Raw genomic sequence first — 17,653 nt, forward strand, 5'->3', positions numbered from 1 at the left:
CGCGAATCCGGCGACCCGCTCCTCAATTCGCCGCCGGCACCAGCCTGTCCCCGCACGCATTCGCGTAGAACTTGCCGCCGCATTGGCGCTTGATGGCGGCGCAGCGCACCGCGGGAGACGCATTCTCCGGAACGCCGAAGGCGCAGCTCAGGCCATCGGCACTGCGGCCCATCTTGCCGGCGGCAAAGGCGGCGCTGGAGGCGGTGATGCAGACGACGAGCAAGGCCGCGGCAGCGATTTCGATCAGCAGTCTCATGGGACGTTTCCTCCACACTGATGGCTGAATCTGCCCTCAATCTAGCACCGAATCCGCATCTCTCCGTACGCTTCCGGGTTCCCAAATCGGCCCGTTCCTTGCATAAATTTACGCCAGCGCAGTGCACGACCGCGCCAGCGATGGTTCCGGTGCAGGGGCAAGACGCGTAGAGTTAGTGGTGTTCTCGCGACCAGGAAGTGACGGCCTTGCAAGATCAATCGTTCCAGCCAAGTTTGCCGGTCTCCGGCCAGCCCATCGACGAGCTCGCGCTGGCTGACGTCAAGGGCGCGATCCTGGCGAAGCTGCGCCTTGCCATCGGCAAGGATGCGGGCATGGCCACCAAGCACGACTGGTACCAGGCCGCGGCGCTCGCGCTGCGCGACCGCATCGTGCATCGCTGGCTCACGGCCGAGAAGCACAGCTACGATGCGGGACGCAAGCGCGTCTATTATCTCTCGCTCGAATTCCTGATCGGTCGTCTCTTCACCGACGCGCTGAACAACATGGGGCTGCTCAAGATCTTCGAGGTCGCGCTCGGCGATCTCGGCGTGTCGCTGCCTGAGCTTCGCAAATGCGAGCCGGATGCCGCGCTCGGCAATGGCGGCCTGGGGCGGCTCGCCGCCTGCTTCATGGAGAGCATGGCCACGCTCTCGATCCCCGCGATCGGCTACGGCATCCGCTACGATTACGGCCTGTTCCGCCAGATCATCAATCAGGGCTGGCAGCAGGAATATCCTGACGAATGGCTGAGCTTCGGCAATCCCTGGGAATTGCAGCGGCCCGAGGTGATCTATCACGTCCATTTCGGCGGTGGCGTCGAGCATGTCGACGACAAGGGCCGCGACCGCGCGATCTGGCATCCGGCCGAGACCGTCCAGGCGATCGCCTATGACACGCCGATCGTCGGCTGGCGCGGCCAGCACGTCAACGCGCTCCGCCTGTGGTCGGCACGCTCGCCCGATCCGTTGAAGCTCGACGCTTTCAACAAGGGCGACTATGTCAGCGCCAGCGCCGAACAGTCGCGCGCGGAAGCGATCTGCAAATTCCTCTATCCGAACGACGAGAGCCCAGCGGGACGCGAACTGCGGCTGCGCCAGGAGTATTTCTTCGTCTCCGCCTCGCTGCAGGACCTGGTCAATCGCCACCTGACCTCCGACGGCCAGCTTCGCAGCCTCGCGATGAAGGTCGCGGTCCAGCTCAACGACACGCATCCGAGCCTCGCCGTCACCGAGCTGATGCGCATCCTGGTCGACCTGCACAATTTCCGCTGGGACGAGGCCTGGAAGATCACGGTCGCAACGCTGTCCTACACCAACCACACGCTGTTGCCCGAGGCGCTGGAGACCTGGCCGGTCGAACTGTTCGAGCGGCTGTTGCCGCGCCATCTCGAGATCATCTACCGCATCAACGTGCAGCATCTCGCGCTGGCCGAAGCGCGCGCGCCCGGCGACATCGATTTCCGTGCCTCGGTTTCGCTGATCGACGAGAGGAGCGGACGCCGTGTGCGCATGGGCCAGCTCGCCTTCGTCGGCTCGCACCGCATCAACGGCGTCTCGGCGATGCATTCGGACCTGATGCGCGAGACCGTGTTCCACGATCTCAACCATCTCTATCCCGGCCGCATCACCAACAAGACCAACGGCATCACCTTCCGCCGCTGGCTCATGCTGGCGAATCCGAAGCTGACCGACCTGCTGCGCGAGACCTGCGGCGAAGCCGTGCTCGACGATCCGACCCAGCTCAGCCTGATCGAAGCCCGCGCCAGCGACGTCGAATTCCAGAAGAAGTTCCGCAGCGTCAAGCTTCACAACAAGACCGCGCTGGCGCGCCTGATCGGCGAGCGGCTCGGCATCAAGGTCGATCCGACCGCGCTGTTCGACGTGCAGATCAAGCGCATTCACGAATACAAGCGCCAGCTCCTCAACGTCATCGAGACGGTCGCGCTGTACCAGTCGATCAAGGACGATCCCAACGGCAACTGTGTGCCGCGGGTCAAGATTTTCGCCGGCAAGGCGGCGGCGAGCTATCGCTACGCAAAGCTGATCATCAAGCTGATCAACGACGTTGCGGAGGTCGTCAACAACGATCCTGCGATCGGCGGCAAGCTCAAGGTCGTCTTCCTGCCCGACTACAATGTCAGCCTTGCGGAGGTGATCATTCCCGCAGCCGACCTGTCCGAACAGATCTCGACCGCCGGCATGGAGGCCTCCGGCACCGGCAACATGAAGCTGTCACTGAACGGCGCCCTCACCATCGGCACGCTCGACGGCGCCAACATCGAGATCCGCGACCATGTCGGCGCGGAGAACATCGCGATCTTCGGCATGGAGGCCGGCGACGTGATGATCCGCCGCAAGCAGGGGCTGGATGCCTCCGACGTGATCCGCAATTCGCCAAAGCTCCAGCGCGCCATCAACGCGATCGGCACCGGCGAGTTCTCGCCCGGCGATCCCGGCCGCTTCGAATCCATCGCACACGCGCTGCGCTATCTCGACCATTACATGGTCAGCGCCGATTTCGATTCCTATTACGAAGCGCAGCGCAGCGTCGACGCACGCTGGCAGGTCGCGCCGGCCTGGACGCGCGCCTCCATCCTCAATGTCGCGCGCATGGCCTGGTTCTCCTCGGATCGCACCATCCGCGAATATGCCGAGGAGATCTGGAACGTGCCGGTCAATCCGACCACGCCGCTGTTGCCGGATCTGCGCGACGTCGCGGGCTGATTCTCCGTAGCGTGAAATCGGCTATCCCAGAGGTAATTGCACAAGCCAGCGGCGGACGTGGTATGACGTCCGTCATTGAAAGCCGGATTAGACAATGCACGCCAAGCTTCCGCATCCCTTCGACGACGCCACACGCATCACCGCCGGTGACAGCAGCTGGCAGGGACACACCAGCGACGATTACTGGGCCTTTGTTGGCCCGTTCGGCGGCGCCACGGCCGCGACCATCCTGCGGGCTCTGATCGACCATCCGCAGCGCGCAGGCGATCCGCTGGCGCTGACCGTCAATTACTGTGCGCCGATCGCGAAGGGGCCGTTCGATCTGGACGTGCGGCTGGTGAAGGCCAATCGCTCCAGCCAGCACTGGAGCGTCGAACTGTCGCAGGGCGGCGGCGAGGTCGCAACGCTCGCCACCGCCGTGTTCGCCGAGCGCCGGCCGTCCTGGGAGCACAGGGTGGCGCAATATCCTGATGCCACGGCGTTCGAGGCAACGCTGCCATTCCCCAAGATCTCGGCGTCCTGGGCCAACCAGTATGAATTCCGCTTCGTCGAGGGCGAGATGCGGATCGGCCCGCCGCAGGCCGAGCTCGCTGGCACATATTCCAAGCTCTGGATCGGCGACCGCACACCGCGCAAGCTCGACATGCTGTCGCTGATGTCGATGTCGGACGCCTTCTTCGGCCGCATCTTCCACGCCCGGCGCGAGCTGGTGCCGTTCGGCACGGTGTCGCTGACGACGTATTTTCACACCGACAGCGAAGAGCTCGCCGCCGAGGACATCACGCGCGTGCTCGCGACGGCCGATTCGAAGATCATGCACAAGAGCTACGCCGATCAGAACGCCGAGCTGTGGTCGCCGAACGGCAGGCTGCTCGCGACCACGACGCAGATCGCGTATTTCAAGGCGTGAGGTCTCGCACCGGTGTCGTCCCCGCGAACGCGGGGACCCATAACCACAGGGAGTAATTTGGCGAAGACTCGTAGTGCCCCTTTCTTCTTCACCGGTACTTGCACTGCACTGCCTCGATAGATCACGCGGTATGGGTCCCCGCGTTCGCGGGGACGACATCGAATGTGTGGTTCACGCAAGTGGCCACAAACAAAAAGGGCGGCCTCGCGGCCGCCCTTTTGCATTTCGAATGATGCGAGAGCCTACTCCGCCGCGAGCTTCACGTCCGGCGCGGCTGCGCGGACTTCGGCGTCGACCTGGGCTTCGAACTTTGCAAAGTTCTTCTGGAACATGCCGACCAGCGCACGGGCAGTCTTGTCGAACTCGTCCTTGTCCTTCCAGGTGTTGACCGGGTTGAGGATCTCGGCCGGCACGCCCGGCAGCGCGGTCGGGACCGCGAAGCCGAAATATTTGTCGGTGCGGAATTCGACGTTGCGAAGCGAGCCGTCGAGCGCGGCGGTGAGCAGCGCGCGCGTCACCTTGATCGGCATGCGCGAGCCTGTGCCATACTTGCCGCCGGTCCAGCCGGTGTTGACCAGCCAGCAATCGACATTGTGCTGGGCGATGAGGTCGCGCAGCATGTTGCCATAGACGCTGGGGTCGAGCGGCAGGAAGGGCGAACCGAAGCAGGTCGAGAATTCCGGCTGCGGCTCGTTGCCGAGACCGCGCTCGGTGCCGGCGACCTTGGCGGTGTAGCCGGACAGGAAGTGATACATCGCCTGCGCCGGCGAGAGCTTTGCGATCGGCGGCAGCACGCCGAAGGCGTCGGCGGCGAGCATCACCACGTTCTTCGGCTGCGGCGCGCGGCCGGTGCGCGAAGCGTTCGGGATGAACTCAAGCGGGTATGCGGAGCGCGTGTTCTCGGTCTTGGAGCCGTCATCGAAATCGACGACGCGGGTGTCCTCGTCGAGCACGCAGTTCTCGAGCACCGCGCCGAAGCGCGTCGACGCCGCGTAGATCTCGGGCTCGGCTTCCTGCGAGAGCTTGATGCACTTGGCGTAGCAGCCGCCCTCGAAGTTGAAGACGCCGTTCGGACCCCAGCCATGCTCGTCGTCACCGATCAGCGTGCGGTTCGGATCGGCCGACAGCGTGGTCTTGCCGGTGCCTGACAGCCCGAAGAAGATCGCGGTGTCGCCATTGGCGCCGACATTGGCCGAGCAGTGCATCGGCATCACGCCGCGCTCGGGCAGATAGTAGTTCAGCGTGGTGAAGACGGACTTCTTCATCTCGCCGGCATAATAAGACCCGCCGATCAGGACGATCTTGCGGGCGAAATCGATCGCGACGACGTTCTCCGACTTGCAGCCGTGACGTTTGGGATCGGCGCGGAAGCTCGGCATGTCGATGATGGTGAGCTCCGGCGTGAAGCTCGGCAGCTCGACCGCCTCGGGGCGGATCAGCAGCGTGCGGATGAACAGCGAGTGCCAGGCGAGCTCGGTGAAGACGCGGGTCTTGATCCGGTAGGCCGGATCGGCGCCGCCATAGAGGTCCTGCGCGAACAGGCTCTTGCCTTCAGCGTGCTTGAGGAAGTCCTGGTAGAGCGTCTCGAACTGTTCGGCGGTGATCGACTGGTTGCCCGCCCACCACATCTTCTTGTCGGTGGTGGCGTCACGCACCGTGAACTTGTCCTTCGGGCTGCGACCGGTGAACTCACCGGTGTCGGCGCAAAGCGAACCGTCGGCCGACAGCACCGCCTCGCCCGCGGAAAGCGAGTATTGATAGAGTTGCGGCGCGCCGAGGTTCCAGTGAACCCGTTTGAGATTCTTTAAGCCGAATTTGTCGGCACCGAAGGCACCGTTGCGCACGCCCGTCTCTTGCACGAAAAATCCTCCTAGAACCCGCGACACTCAGCGCGACCAAGCTTTGGCGCCATCGCGGTCACCGTGAATTACAGGCCGTCCGGCCTCGGTTGAACGACGTAATAATGGTGAACGCTGGCGTTGCCAAGCCGATCCCGCAGGATTTGGTTTATTCAAGGACCGCGCCAAACGTCGCGCATGTCAGCTCTGAGCGAGCGCATCAAAAAAACGCGAATGATCGCGCAACCAAATGCGCAATTCCGCGTTTCCTGTGGTTATTGCGACGCACAATCGCAGGACCGTCCTATCGTACCTCGCCTTCGCCAATGAGCGCGAACGGCCCCCACATCGCGGGATAGGCGTTGCGCGGTGACGAGGTGTCATCGACATACGTTAACATCGCGCGGCGCAAGGCTTCGGCACGGCCGATTTTTGGTTCGTTCTTGAGCAGTTCGAAAGTCGACGTGGTCAAGCGGGTCGCAGCTTCCGAATCCACTGCCCAATGCGAGACCAGCAGCGCGCGTGCACCCGCGTAGAAGAACGAGCGCGCCAGCCCCGACAGGGCCTCGGCGCCGGGCTTGTCGCCGGCGATGGTGTTGCAGGCCGACAGCACAACCCAATCCGCGTTGAGCTTGAGCTGAGCGACTTCACTTGCCGTGAGCAAGCCGTCATCCAGCTCCGTCGGCCGATCGGGAATGGAGAGCGCAAGCGAGGGCTCGCCCAATCCCTTGATATCGCCGGCGACGAGACCGTGGGTGGCAAAGTAGATGATGCTGTATTGAGCAAGCGCTGCACGCTTCAGCGTCGTTTCGCTGGCATCGCGGCCGAGATGGATGTCGGCCTCGGCCGCGCCGACATCCTTGGCCACCGCGTTCAACTCGTCCGCGGTGTCCGGCAGTTGCGGCAGCGCCTGCGCAAGCCGCGCGCGATCGACGCCGGCACCGCGCCAAAAATCGCTATAGGCCATTGTTGCAATGTTGCGTGCAGCGACCTTACCGCTTGCCGCGCGACGATCGGCCGGCCCTTCCAGCGCAGGATTGAACACGGGATCGCCAAAGCCGGTCATCGGCTTCACGCCCTGCTCCCGGCGCGCGACGGCACGCAGCGATTTCAGGCTGACCACCGAGGGCAGCACCGACACCGCCTGACGCCGCAACAGCCAGGCGGCGCTGCGATAGCCTTCGAGCGTGTCCGGGATCGCAGCTTGCGGCGTCTCCGTGACGAGCAGATGAAACGGCAACGCCGTCAGCGCGGCCGACGGCACCACCAGCAGGTTGCGCTTGTGCTTCGTCAGCGCTTCGACCGGGCCGAGCAGCGCGACATAGAGCTCGTTGGCGAGCCCGAGATCGAACAACCCCGATTTGCCGGAGGCATCGCGCGCCTTGCCGACATCGAGCCCCTTGCGAAAGGCAGTCACCTTCTGCGTCAGCGCGTCCGCGCCGAGCGGAATCTCCTTCCAGTCGACGCCTTCGCGCGTGATCGCCACGACATAGCTCTGCTTGTCGACGACGGAGTAGAGCACCATCGCCTCGTCGGGCAACAGCAAGGGCTGGATATCCTTGACCGCCAGCGGCAGGGGGTTGGAGAGCGACGCGTACTCGGGGAACTCGACCGCGAGCGTCTTCTGCAAGCCCGTGCGTTCGGTCGCTATCGCCGCGATCCGCACCCGGCTGCGCTGCTCGGCCGCGACGTCGCGCTGGGCCGGTTGCTTCGACACCGCGGTGATGATCGCCTTGTCGAGCGCCTCGGACTCGGCCGCAAGATCCTGGTCTCGGCGCACGAGCTCGGCGAGCCGGTCGCTGCCGGCAGCAAGGCGCACGGCCAGCTTGTTCACGGCGGACGCGGCGGAGGATTGCGTGCCGCGCTGGATCGCGGCGAGCGCCTCGTCCAGCGCCCTGTCGTCAGGCAGTAGATATTGCTGTCGCGCGGCGAACAGGATCGGCAGCACGACGCGCAGCTGCGAGCGATTGGTCGCAAGCGTCTTTTCGGCGAGCGGCAGCGCATCGGCGTTCCGCCCGGAGACGTAGAGGAAATAAGCGAGATTGCTGGTCGAGGTCGCAACGTCCGGATGATCGGGACCGAGCGCACGTTCGCGGATCGACAGCGCACGGCGATAGAGCGGCTCCGCGTCGGCGTAGCGCTGCTGATGCTCGTAGAGACCGGCGAGATTGTTCAGCGAGCGTGCGACGTCGGGATGGTCCGGTCCCAGCACCTTTTCGCGGATCGCGAGCGAGCGCCTGATCGGCGCCTCGGCATCCGCATCGCGGTTGAGGTCGCGGTCGAGCTGGCCGAGATTGTTCAGGAGCGTCGCGACCGCCGGATGCTCGGGGCCACCGGCCTTCTGGTAGATCGCGAGCGCGCGCTGAAACAACGGCTCGGCTTCGGCCTGACGCTGCTGCTTGACATAGTATGTGGCGAGATTGTTGAGGGACTGACCGACGTCGGGATGCTCGCGCGGCAGCGCCTTCTCGCGAACGGCGAGCGCACGCTTGAACAGCGGCTCGGCCTCTGCAAAGCGGCTCTGCCTCTGATAGAGCGCGGCGAGGTTGTTCAGCACCGGTGCGATCTCGACGCTGTCGAGACCGGTCCCCTTCTCCATCAGTGCAATGGCGCGCTTGTAGAGCGGCTCGGCCTGGTCGTCGTGGCCCTGGTCGGCGTAGATCTGCGCGAGGTTGTTGAGCGCGCCCGCGAGATCACGATTGTTGGTGGTCTTCTCGAGAGACGCCACCATGGCCTGCGCCAGCGGCAGCGCCTCCGAATATTTGCCGGCGCTTCGGAGCGCGTTGATCCGCGCGCTCTCCGCGGCGAGACCCTTCTGGGCAAAGCTGGGCGTGGCAAGCGATGCGGTGATCGCGAGCGCCAAACCCGCAACCAGCGTCAAACGACGGCGTATCATGAACCCTCTCGCTGCCGGCTTCGAACCATTACGGTCTTGGGTCGCAGCGATGGGGGGCAGCGTTCAAATTGTTGCGCGCTAGTCCACCTTCGCGCGCGCTTCGCCAGCAAGGCGGACCAGCATCTTGCGCAGCGCCGTGCCGTCAGTCACCCGCTCCGGGAAGTCCAGCCGCAGCGCAGTCTGGCCATCCTGCATGTCGAGGCCTTCGGGGTCGCAGCCGGTGCAGCGCCAGTCGCCCTCCGCCGCGCCGAGGAGTTTTGTTGCATAGAGGCCCATGGCGTCGCGGTGGTCGGCATTCATGTGCGCGACCGCCCCCTCCTCCGCCGCCAGCAGATCCTCGGCGCCGGTGAGGTCCGTCAGGAACTGCTCGGGCTTGAGATCGACAATGCGGCCGAAGCCGGCGACCAGATGGGTTCCCGTGGGTCGAATTCTGAAGAACGAGAAATCCTTAAACGAAACAAAGGCCTCGGCGGATGGATGGGCATTGAGATACCGCCGCTGGAGGAGATCCTTGTCGGCATCGGCCTGTTCCGCCCGGCCGGACAGCATGATTCGGGCGCCCTCCAGCGGATCGCCGGCCGCGCGTTCGTCCAGCATCAGGGAGACCCGGTGATCCGCCAGGATGTTCCTGGTGTGCACGGCCAGGCCCGAGATCAGCAGGATCGGCGAGCCATCGGGGTGGCTCGCCAGATTGACCAGGGAGCAATAGGGATCGCCGCTGCCGGCCATCAACGTTGCCAGCGCCCCCTGGCGCGAGCGCCTGAGCAGCGATTTGGCAAGCTTTCCGGGGTCGAAATCGGGGGTCGGGTGCATCGGCTTTCTCGAGTCAGGTGGTTGCAAGAGAGGTCTTTTTTCGGGTAAACGGGGGTCAGGTTATGGGTCGAAACGCGGCGAATCTGCCGCGCTTCGTGGAACTTGGTCACACTTCAGCCCAGCTTGCATTGCTCGGTGACAAGGTTCGACCGCCGACTTCGGCACCCATGTATGCGGCGCATCACTGGATTGCTCGCCGTTTCAAGCCACGACCCAAACGGAAAGCAGAAAGCAGAGGCTCATGCCCACAATCGCTTTGGTCGACGACGACCGCAACATTCTCACATCCGTCTCGATCGCGCTGGAGGCCGAAGGCTACCGCATCATGACTTACACCGACGGCGCCTCCGCGCTCGACGGCTTCCGCACCACCCAGCCCGATCTTGCCATCCTCGACATCAAGATGCCGCGCATGGACGGCATGGAAACGCTGCGCCGGCTGCGGCAGAAATCCGACCTGCCGGTGATCTTCCTGACCTCCAAGGACGAAGAGATCGACGAACTGTTCGGCCTCAAGATGGGCGCCGACGACTTCATCCGCAAACCGTTCTCGCAGCGCCTGCTGGTCGAACGCGTTAAGGCCGTGCTGCGCCGTTCAGCGCCGAAGGACCCGACCGTCGCGCCGAAGGAGAACGATGCCAAGGCGCTCGACCGCGGCCTGCTGCGCATGGACCCCGAACGGCACACCTGCACCTGGAAGAACGAGCCGGTGACGCTGACCGTCACCGAATTCCTGATCCTCCAGGCGCTGGCGACCCGGCCCGGCGTGGTGAAGAGCCGCAACGCGCTGATGGACGCCGCCTATGACGACCAAGTCTATGTCGACGACCGCACCATCGACAGCCACATCAAGCGGCTGCGTAAGAAATTCAAGGTGACCGACAACGAGTTCGAGATGATCGAGACGCTCTACGGCGTCGGCTACCGCTTCAAGGAAGCCTGAGGCTCACGCGCCTTCACGAAAGACTGAGAGCATCGCCGGTTCTCGTTCCATCGGGACCGGGATGGCTCTAGGATGCGGGGGCCCTTCGCACGAGATGTCCTAACGCGGGCATAAGCATTGCTTGACCGAACGCAGTCTGATGAGAACCAGAACGCCGGGGATGTCGCATCCGACGGCGTTTCGGAGCACGTCGCCGACGACAAGCCGGCCGCGCAAGGCTGGCGGCCGCTGTCCTGGCTGACGCGCGCCGGTCAGTATTTCTTCGCGCTCTCCTTCTCGAGCCTGACCCGCCGCATCGTCTCGCTCAACCTCGCCGGCCTCGTCGCGCTGGTCGCGAGCATTCTCTATCTCTCGCAGTTCCGCGCCGGCCTGATCGACGCGCGTGCGCAGAGCCTGCTGGTGCAGGCCGAGATCATTGCCGGTGCCATCGGAGCGTCGGCGACCGTGCAGACCAACGCGATCACGGTCGATCCTGACCGCCTGCTCGATCTGAAGCTCGGCGACAGCTATGGCGAATCCGACGATTATTCGGCGCTGAACTTCCCGATCAGCCCGGAGCGCGTGGCCCCCGTGCTGCGCACGCTGATCTCGCCGACCAAGACCCGGGCGCGGATATTCGATCCCAACGGGACGGTGCTGCTCGACAGCCGCGACCTCGAGAACGTGCTGATCTTCCCGTTGCCGCCGCCATCGCAGAAGCCCGGCGTGATCGAGCGCGGCCTGACCTCGGTGCGCCTCTGGATCAACCGCGGTGACCTGCCGCTGTATCGCGAGCTCGGGCGCGAGAACGGCAATGGCTACACGGAAGTAAGCGACGCGCTCCAGGGCCAGAAGCGTTCGATGGTGCGGGTCAATTCGCGCGGCGAGGTGATCGTCTCGGTCGCAGTCCCCGTGCTGCGCTCGCGCGCCATCCACGGCGCCCTTATGCTGTCGACGCAGGGCGACGACATCGACCAGATGGTGACCGCCGAGCGCCTGGCGATCCTGAAGGTCGGCGGCGTCGCTGCCGCGGTCATGATCATGCTGTCGCTGCTGCTCGCCAGCACGATCGCAGGTCCGGTGCGCCGGCTCGCCGACAGCGCCGAGCGCGTCCGCCGCCGCATCAAGGCCCGCATCGAGATTCCCGACTTCACCCGGCGCCGCGACGAAATCGGCCACTTGTCCGGCGCGCTGCGCGACATGACCAGCGCGCTCTACAGCCGCATCGAGGCGATCGAAATGTTCGCCGCCGATGTCGCACATGAACTGAAGAACCCGCTGACCTCGCTGCGCTCTGCGGTCGAGACGCTGCCGCTGGCGCGCAACGAGACCAGCCGCGCGCGCCTGCTCGAGGTGATCGAGCATGACGTCAAGCGGCTCGACCGCCTCATCTCCGACATCTCCGACGCCAGCCGCCTCGACGCCGAATTGCAGCGCCAGGATGCGGTCCGGGTCGACCTGCGCCGCCTGCTGACGACGCTCGTATCCGTCGCCAATGAAACCAAGCTCGGCCATGACGTCGCGGTCGAAACGCGCTTCGAGGGCCGAGGCGCGAACGACACGTTCTCCGTGACTGGGCACGATTCACGGCTCGGGCAGGTGGTCTCCAACCTGCTCTCCAACGCGCAGTCGTTCTCCGAGCCCGGCAGCAAGGTGCGCCTCACCTGCCGCCGCGTCCGCTCCGAGATCGAGATCGTGGTCGACGACGACGGGCCCGGCATCCGCGACGACGCGCTGGAGCGCATCTTCGAGCGCTTCTACACCGACCGTCCGCACCAGGGCTTTGGCCAGAACTCCGGCCTCGGCCTGTCGATCTCCAAGCAGATCGTCGATGCCCATGGCGGGCGCATCTGGGCCGAGAACCGCCCGGGCCCGGTGGACGAGGACGGAGCGCCTACGGTTGCGGGCGCGCGTTTCGTGGTGAGGCTCCCGGCGCTATGAGCGACGGCGGCCCCAGCGTTCACGCCTCCGCAGTCAAGATCGGGACTCTGGCGGTGCTGATCCGCGGGCCCTCAGGCTCCGGCAAGTCGCGCCTTGCCTTCGATTTGATCATGGCGGGACGCGCCGGCGTGGTCGAAAGGGCCGTTCTGGTCGGCGATGACCGTGTCCATCTGGCGACAGTCGGCGAGGAAATTGAAGTCCGCCCCGCGCCGCTGCTGGCCGGCCTGATCGAGATCCGGGGACTTGGAATCCGCCGCTGCGACTTCGTGGAGCATGCGACCGTCGGCCTCGTGGTCGATCTGGACGCTGCCGACGCCGAACGGCTGCCCGCGGCGGAATCGCTGAAAACAAGTATTTTCGGTGTCGAAATACCGAGAATCCCTGTTAGCCGCGACTATTCGCCCCTCCCCTTGGTTGTTGCGGCCTTGACCACTACCAAGAGTTCATCTTCCGTTAACCCTTCAGGCGATTGTTTGAAGGGAAATGGTAACCATATGAACCCCACTATCGCGACCGAATAAACCGGCGCACCTCCCCTCATCCATCCGTCTAGATTCAGGGAGATACGCAACATCCCCTCTTGCGCGGGGGCTCTGGATGGTCAAAGTGGCGCGTTCGTGCGGTGCACCAAAAGCGCCCGCGAGGAGTTTTCCGATGATTGGTCTAGTACTTGTGACCCACGGGCGCCTTGCCGACGAATTCAAGGCAGCGCTTGAGCATGTCATGGGCCCACAAAAGCAAATCGAAGCGATCACGATCGGTGCCGAAGATGATTCCGATCTCTGCCGAAGCGACATCATCGAGGCGGTCAACCGCGTCGATTCCGGCGACGGCGTTGCGATCCTCACCGACATGTTCGGCGGCACGCCGTCGAACCTTGCAATATCCTGCATGAGCCGGCCGAAGGTCGAGGTGCTCGCCGGCATCAACCTTCCCATGCTGGTGAAGCTTGCCAAGGTGCGCGAGGAGCGTCCGCTGCCCGACGCGATCGCGATGGCCCAGGAAGCGGGCCGCAAATACGTCACCATTGCCAGCCGCGTGCTCGCCGGCAAATGAGCGACGACGCGCCGCAAGCCGGGACGGGCGTGCCCGCGGGCGCGATCTCCAAAGACCTCCTGATCATCAACAAGCGCGGCCTGCATGCGCGGGCCTCCGCGAAGTTCGTGCAGGCGGTCGAGCGCTTCGACGCGCAGGTGTGGGTGACGCGCGGCGGCGAGACCGTCGGCGGCACCTCGATCATGGGCCTGATGATGCTCGCCGCGGGTCCCGGAACGACGATCACGGTCGCCGCCGCCGGCACTGAAGCGGAAGCCGCGCTCGCAGCGATCACGGAACTCGTTGAAAGCAAGTTCAACGAGGAAGGGATCTAATCCTCGGTCACTTCGCCGGCGGGGCGATGTAGATATTCCAGCTCATCGCCGGGCCGGCCTTGCCGTGGGTGAAGCGGCGCGTCGTCATCACGATGCGCTCGGCGTTCGGTGCGATCTCCGAGACCCATTTCTCGAACGCCGGCAGGCGGCCGTCGGTCGGATCGAACACGCCGATGAAGCCATACTTCTTGGCATCCTCGCGCGACGTCAGCCCGGAATCCCAGGCTTCGAGCGGCATCAACGCGGCCGGATGATCGGGGCTGTAGAACACCATCGGCTGGATCGACTCCATGGTGCCGGCGACGACCGCCCAGCGCGAGCCGAAACGCGTGTGCCAGGCCTGCGTCAATTCATGCGCCAGCTCCGAGCGCGCGCCGTAGGTCGCCGTGTTGCCGGCATTGGCCGCCATCTCGCGCGCGGCGATCCAGGGCGAGGCGGCGAGCGTGGCGACGCTGAGCAGGAGCCAGATCGCGGCGATGTTGAACAGGGCCGCGCTCTGCACCCGCAGCGCCGGGATCGCGACCAGCGCCAAGGGTACCAGGAAGAACAGCGAGATGCCCCAATCGGTCTTCATGTAGATGCTGAAGGCCAGCGCGCCGAGCGGCGGGCCGACCGCGACGATGATCTGGATGATCCAGACGTTCAGCGCCTGCGAAACATTGACGCCGGGATTGGCGCCGCGCCCCCAGGCACGCGTGACGATGCGTAACGGTGCGCGCAGCAGCAGGGTGAACCAATGCGGCACCAGTGCCATTGCGAGCGCGGCCAGCGCCACCGGCAACGCCAGCAGCGCCAAATTATGCAGGGCGTAGCCCGCCACGAGCTGATGGACTTGGCGGCTGTCATCGAGGCTGTAGGTATCGCCGGCATAGGTCAGCGGCACGAAATGCACGCCCGCAAGCCAGACGATGTGCGGGATCATCGCCACCACCATGGTCACGATCGCCACCCACGGCGCCGGCGACAGCAGGAATCGCAGCCGATCGGGATGAATCAGCGCGGCAAGGCCGATGGCGCCGATCATGGTCAGCACCCAGTATTTCGTCATCAGCGCCAGCGCGCCGGCGAGCCCGAACCAGATACCGGACTGCCAGGTCCGCTTCTCGAAGGCGTTGAGATAGGCGAGCACGAGCAGCGGCAGCGTGACGAGCTGGAGCAGGTCGGGGTTGTACTTGAAACCCTTGAAATTGAAGATCGGATAGAGCGCGACCATCACCACGACCAGGAACGCGCGCCGCGCGTCCACGACGCGCAAGCTCAGCAGCCAGCAGATCACCATGCCGACGCCGACGGTCGCCATCGCCAGCGCATAGGTCGCCCAGTCCGCCGCCGGGAACACCTTGAACCAGAGGCCGGCGACCCAGCCCGACAGCGGCGGGTGCTTGCCGTAGCCCCACAGGAACTCCTGGCCCCAGCCATAGGCTTCTGCGACGTCCATGTGAACGTCCTGCGCTGCCTTGAGATTGATCAGGATGAAGGTCCAGATCACGGCATGCAGGATGGCGAGCTGGATCACCAGCCAGAGCCGCGCTTCGGGCCGGATCGCGCAGGCAACCAGCCAGGCCCGGAAGCGGTTAAAGCTCACCCGGGCTTTTACGCGTGTTCGGGCGGAGGGGATCGAGGTCGTGGACATGAGCCTGGACATGGGCCGTTGCGTAGCGCGTTTTGAGCCCTCGTGGAATCAGCTTGGCGTGAAGAAAGGCCCTGAAAATACAGCAATATGGTTGCCGCACGGGGATGTGAGTGGTATCCCGCGCCCATGACGACCGTCCCCATTTCCAACATCCGCAACTTCTCCATCGTCGCCCATATCGACCATGGCAAGTCGACGCTGGCCGACCGCCTGATCCAGATGACCGGCGGCCTCACCGACCGCGAAATGGCGGGCAAGGAGCAGGTGCTCGATTCCATGGACATCGAGCGCGAGCGCGGCATCACCATCAAGGCGCAGACGGTCCGCCTCGCCTACCACGCCAAGGACGGCAAGGACTACATCTTCAACCTGATGGACACGCCCGGCCATGTCGACTTCGCCTACGAAGTCTCGCGGTCGCTGGCGGCCTGCGAGGGTTCCCTGCTGGTGGTCGACGCCAGCCAGGGCGTCGAAGCGCAGACGCTCGCCAACGTCTACCAGGCGCTCGACAACAACCACGAGATCGTCCCGGTCCTGAACAAGGTCGACCTTCCCGCGGCCGAACCCGAGAAGATCAAGCAGCAGATCGAGGACGTCATCGGCATCGATGCTTCCGACGCCGTGATGATCTCGGCCAAGACCGGCCTCGGCGTCCCCGACGTGCTGGAAGCCATCGTCACCCGCCTGCCGCCGCCGAAGGGCGATCGCGAGGCGACCTTGAAGGCGCTGCTGGTCGACAGCTGGTACGACGTCTATCTCGGCGTGGTCGTGCTGATCCGCGTGGTCGACGGCGTCATGAAGAAGAACCAGCGCATCCGCATGATGGGCACAGGCGCGGCCTATGACGTCGAGCGCGTCGGCTTCTTCACCCCGAAGATGGAGCAGGTCGACGAGCTCGGCCCCGGCGAGATCGGCTTCATCACCGCGGCGATCAAGGAAGTCGCCGACACCCGCGTCGGCGACACCATCACCGACGACAGGAAGCCGGTCACCGAAATGCTGCCGGGCTTCAAGCCGGCGATTCCGGTGGTGTTCTGCGGCCTGTTCCCGGCCGACGCCAATGACTTCGAAACGCTGCGCGGGGCGATGGGCAAGTTGCGCCTCAACGACGCGAGCTTCTCCTACGAGATGGAAACCTCGGCCGCGCTCGGCTTCGGCTTCCGCTGCGGCTTCCTCGGGCTATTGCACCTCGAGATCATCCAGGAGCGGCTGTCGCGCGAGTTCGACCTCAACCTGATCGCGACCGCGCCAAGCGTGATCTACAAGATGCACCTGACCGACGGCCAGGAGATCTCGATCCACAATCCCGTCGACATGCCCGACGTGGTCAAGATCGCCGATATCGAGGAGCCCTGGATCGAGGCCACCATCCTCACTCCCGACGAATATCTCGGCAGCGTGTTGAAGCTGTGCCAGGACCGCCGCGGCGCGCAGAAGGAGCTGACCTATGTCGGCTCCCGCGCCATGGTGAAGTACGATCTGCCGCTCAACGAAGTCGTGTTCGACTTCTACGACCGCCTGAAATCGGTCTCGAAAGGCTACGCCTCGTTCGACTATCACCTGACCGACTACAAGGTGGCCGATCTCGTCAAGATGCAGATCCTGGTCAACAACGAGCCGGTCGACGCGCTGTCGATGCTGGTGCATCGCACCCGCGCGGAGGGGCGCGGCCGCGCCATGGTCGAGAAGATGAAGGAGCTGATCCCGCCGCACATGTTCCAGATCCCGATCCAGGCGGCGATCGGCGGCAAGGTGATCGCGCGCGAGACGGTGCGCGCCCTGCGCAAGGACGTCACCGCGAAGTGCTACGGCGGCGACATCACGCGTAAGCGGAAACTTCTGGAGAAGCAGAAGGAAGGCAAGAAGAAGATGCGGCAGTTCGGCAAGGTCGACATCCCGCAGGAAGCCTTCATTGCCGCGCTGAAGGTGGATAGCTGAGGGGAACGCTCAGGCCACTCCGGGCCCAACGAGATTGGGGCCGGCCCGGCCTATCGGGGGCCGACAAGCAAAATTCGCGAAAACAACCCCATGCACAGTAGCCGGCCCCGTGTCGGCATTGGGCTTTTTCGATTTTACGAAATCGATTTGACCCGTCGGGCAAAACAGGGGCATGATGACATCATGGGAGCGGGTGTGCAGCAGGCGTCCATCAGAACGCACCATCTCGACCGCCGACCGATCGGCAACCTCTGAATTCGATATCCAGGCGCCACGTCGGTGACGGCTTGCGCCGGCTACTGGCCCGTCAGCCGACCTGCCAAGCACTGCTCCTCGAAGACCGCTTTTGACCCGAGGCGGACGTTGCAGGCAGAGCTTACCGTCATAGTGGGCTTCGTTGGGTGCTGCTCGCT

At 64.5% G+C, this 17,653-nt stretch carries 13 protein-coding genes; 8 read left to right on the plus strand and 5 right to left on the minus strand.

From position 1 onward, the window contains the following. Positions 1-22: 22 nt before the first annotated feature. The gene (locus tag QJT78_RS04565; RefSeq protein WP_028151651.1) at positions 23-256 is read right to left on the minus strand and encodes a hypothetical protein; all 234 of its coding nucleotides are present in this window, start codon (positions 254-256) and stop codon (positions 23-25) included. 206 nt (positions 257-462) lie between these two features. On the opposite strand from QJT78_RS04565, the gene QJT78_RS04570 reads away from it, so the two are divergent. Together QJT78_RS04570 and QJT78_RS04575 are read left to right on the plus strand one after the other, a co-directional pair. Then, positions 463-2,979 carry a glycogen/starch/alpha-glucan phosphorylase gene (locus QJT78_RS04570; protein WP_038952079.1) on the plus strand — a complete coding sequence of 839 codons (2,517 nt, stop codon included), beginning with the start codon at positions 463-465 and terminating at the stop codon, positions 2,977-2,979. A gap of 94 nt (positions 2,980-3,073) precedes the next feature. Then, on the plus strand, positions 3,074-3,889 hold the full coding sequence (locus tag QJT78_RS04575) for a thioesterase family protein (RefSeq protein WP_028151653.1): 816 nt from the start codon (positions 3,074-3,076) through the stop codon (positions 3,887-3,889). Between the two features lie 242 nt (positions 3,890-4,131). On the opposite strand, the gene QJT78_RS04580 is transcribed toward QJT78_RS04575, so the two are convergent. The 3 genes from QJT78_RS04580 to QJT78_RS04590 form a co-directional block, all read right to left on the minus strand. Then, entirely contained in the window at positions 4,132-5,748 is a 1,617-nt protein-coding gene (locus tag QJT78_RS04580) for a phosphoenolpyruvate carboxykinase (protein WP_028151654.1), read from the minus strand. 283 nt (positions 5,749-6,031) lie between these two features. After that, complete coding sequence (locus QJT78_RS04585; RefSeq protein WP_028151655.1) at positions 6,032-8,623, minus strand: CHAT domain-containing tetratricopeptide repeat protein; 2,592 nt, start codon at positions 8,621-8,623, stop codon at positions 6,032-6,034. A 78-nt stretch (positions 8,624-8,701) separates the two neighbouring features. Then, positions 8,702-9,436 carry a DUF2470 domain-containing protein gene (locus QJT78_RS04590; RefSeq protein ID WP_028151656.1) on the minus strand — a complete coding sequence of 245 codons (735 nt, stop codon included), beginning with the start codon at positions 9,434-9,436 and terminating at the stop codon, positions 8,702-8,704. A gap of 241 nt (positions 9,437-9,677) precedes the next feature. Between QJT78_RS04590 and QJT78_RS04595 the strand changes: the two genes are divergently transcribed. The 5 genes from QJT78_RS04595 (at position 9,678) to QJT78_RS04615 (ending at position 13,669) form a co-directional block, all read left to right on the plus strand. Then, on the plus strand, positions 9,678-10,379 hold the full coding sequence (locus QJT78_RS04595) for a response regulator transcription factor (protein ID WP_038952081.1): 702 nt from the start codon (positions 9,678-9,680) through the stop codon (positions 10,377-10,379). 117 nt (positions 10,380-10,496) lie between these two features. Further along, positions 10,497-12,299, plus strand: coding sequence for a sensor histidine kinase (locus tag QJT78_RS04600; RefSeq protein ID WP_028148263.1), 1,803 nt, complete (start codon positions 10,497-10,499; stop codon positions 12,297-12,299). Next, positions 12,296-12,820 (plus strand): HPr kinase/phosphatase C-terminal domain-containing protein, encoded by a 525-nt coding sequence (locus tag QJT78_RS04605; protein WP_028148264.1) that lies wholly within the window; start codon positions 12,296-12,298, stop codon positions 12,818-12,820. Before QJT78_RS04600 ends, QJT78_RS04605 begins: the two co-directional genes overlap by 4 nt. A gap of 133 nt (positions 12,821-12,953) precedes the next feature. After that, positions 12,954-13,355 (plus strand): PTS sugar transporter subunit IIA, encoded by a 402-nt coding sequence (locus QJT78_RS04610; RefSeq protein WP_007597752.1) that lies wholly within the window; start codon positions 12,954-12,956, stop codon positions 13,353-13,355. Continuing rightward, a complete protein-coding gene (locus tag QJT78_RS04615) occupies positions 13,352-13,669 on the plus strand; it encodes an HPr family phosphocarrier protein (RefSeq protein WP_028148265.1) in 318 nt (105 codons plus the stop codon). The genes QJT78_RS04610 and QJT78_RS04615 overlap by 4 nt, the downstream gene beginning before the upstream one ends. A gap of 7 nt (positions 13,670-13,676) precedes the next feature. Here QJT78_RS04615 and QJT78_RS04620 read toward each other — a convergent pair whose 3' ends face one another. Continuing rightward, positions 13,677-15,302: a glycosyltransferase family 39 protein gene (locus tag QJT78_RS04620; protein ID WP_028148266.1), complete on the minus strand. Its 1,626-nt coding sequence runs from the start codon at positions 15,300-15,302 to the stop codon at positions 13,677-13,679. 126 nt (positions 15,303-15,428) lie between these two features. On the opposite strand from QJT78_RS04620, the gene lepA reads away from it, so the two are divergent. Then, positions 15,429-17,240, plus strand: coding sequence for a translation elongation factor 4 (gene lepA, locus QJT78_RS04625; RefSeq protein ID WP_028148267.1), 1,812 nt, complete (start codon positions 15,429-15,431; stop codon positions 17,238-17,240). Positions 17,241-17,653: the final 413 nt, after the last annotated feature.

Source organism: Bradyrhizobium sp. Mp27, assembly GCF_029953005.1.
Taxonomy (GTDB): Bacteria; Pseudomonadota; Alphaproteobacteria; order Rhizobiales; family Xanthobacteraceae; genus Bradyrhizobium; species Bradyrhizobium barranii.

What these genes read in the sequence shown, in the direction of transcription:
- QJT78_RS04615 (WP_028148265.1), top strand. Translation starts at nt 13,352, where the DNA reads ATGAGCGACGACGCGCCGCAAGCCGGGACGGGCGTGCCCGCGGGCGCG.
- QJT78_RS04565 (WP_028151651.1), bottom strand. Translation starts at nt 256, where the DNA reads ATGAGACTGCTGATCGAAATCGCTGCCGCGGCCTTGCTCGTCGTCTGC.
- QJT78_RS04620 (WP_028148266.1), bottom strand. Translation starts at nt 15,302, where the DNA reads ATGTCCACGACCTCGATCCCCTCCGCCCGAACACGCGTAAAAGCCCGG.
- QJT78_RS04585 (WP_028151655.1), bottom strand. Translation starts at nt 8,623, where the DNA reads ATGATACGCCGTCGTTTGACGCTGGTTGCGGGTTTGGCGCTCGCGATC.
- QJT78_RS04595 (WP_038952081.1), top strand. Translation starts at nt 9,678, where the DNA reads ATGCCCACAATCGCTTTGGTCGACGACGACCGCAACATTCTCACATCC.
- QJT78_RS04590 (WP_028151656.1), bottom strand. Translation starts at nt 9,436, where the DNA reads ATGCACCCGACCCCCGATTTCGACCCCGGAAAGCTTGCCAAATCGCTG.
- lepA (WP_028148267.1), top strand. Translation starts at nt 15,429, where the DNA reads ATGACGACCGTCCCCATTTCCAACATCCGCAACTTCTCCATCGTCGCC.
- QJT78_RS04605 (WP_028148264.1), top strand. Translation starts at nt 12,296, where the DNA reads ATGAGCGACGGCGGCCCCAGCGTTCACGCCTCCGCAGTCAAGATCGGG.
- QJT78_RS04610 (WP_007597752.1), top strand. Translation starts at nt 12,954, where the DNA reads ATGATTGGTCTAGTACTTGTGACCCACGGGCGCCTTGCCGACGAATTC.
- QJT78_RS04575 (WP_028151653.1), top strand. Translation starts at nt 3,074, where the DNA reads ATGCACGCCAAGCTTCCGCATCCCTTCGACGACGCCACACGCATCACC.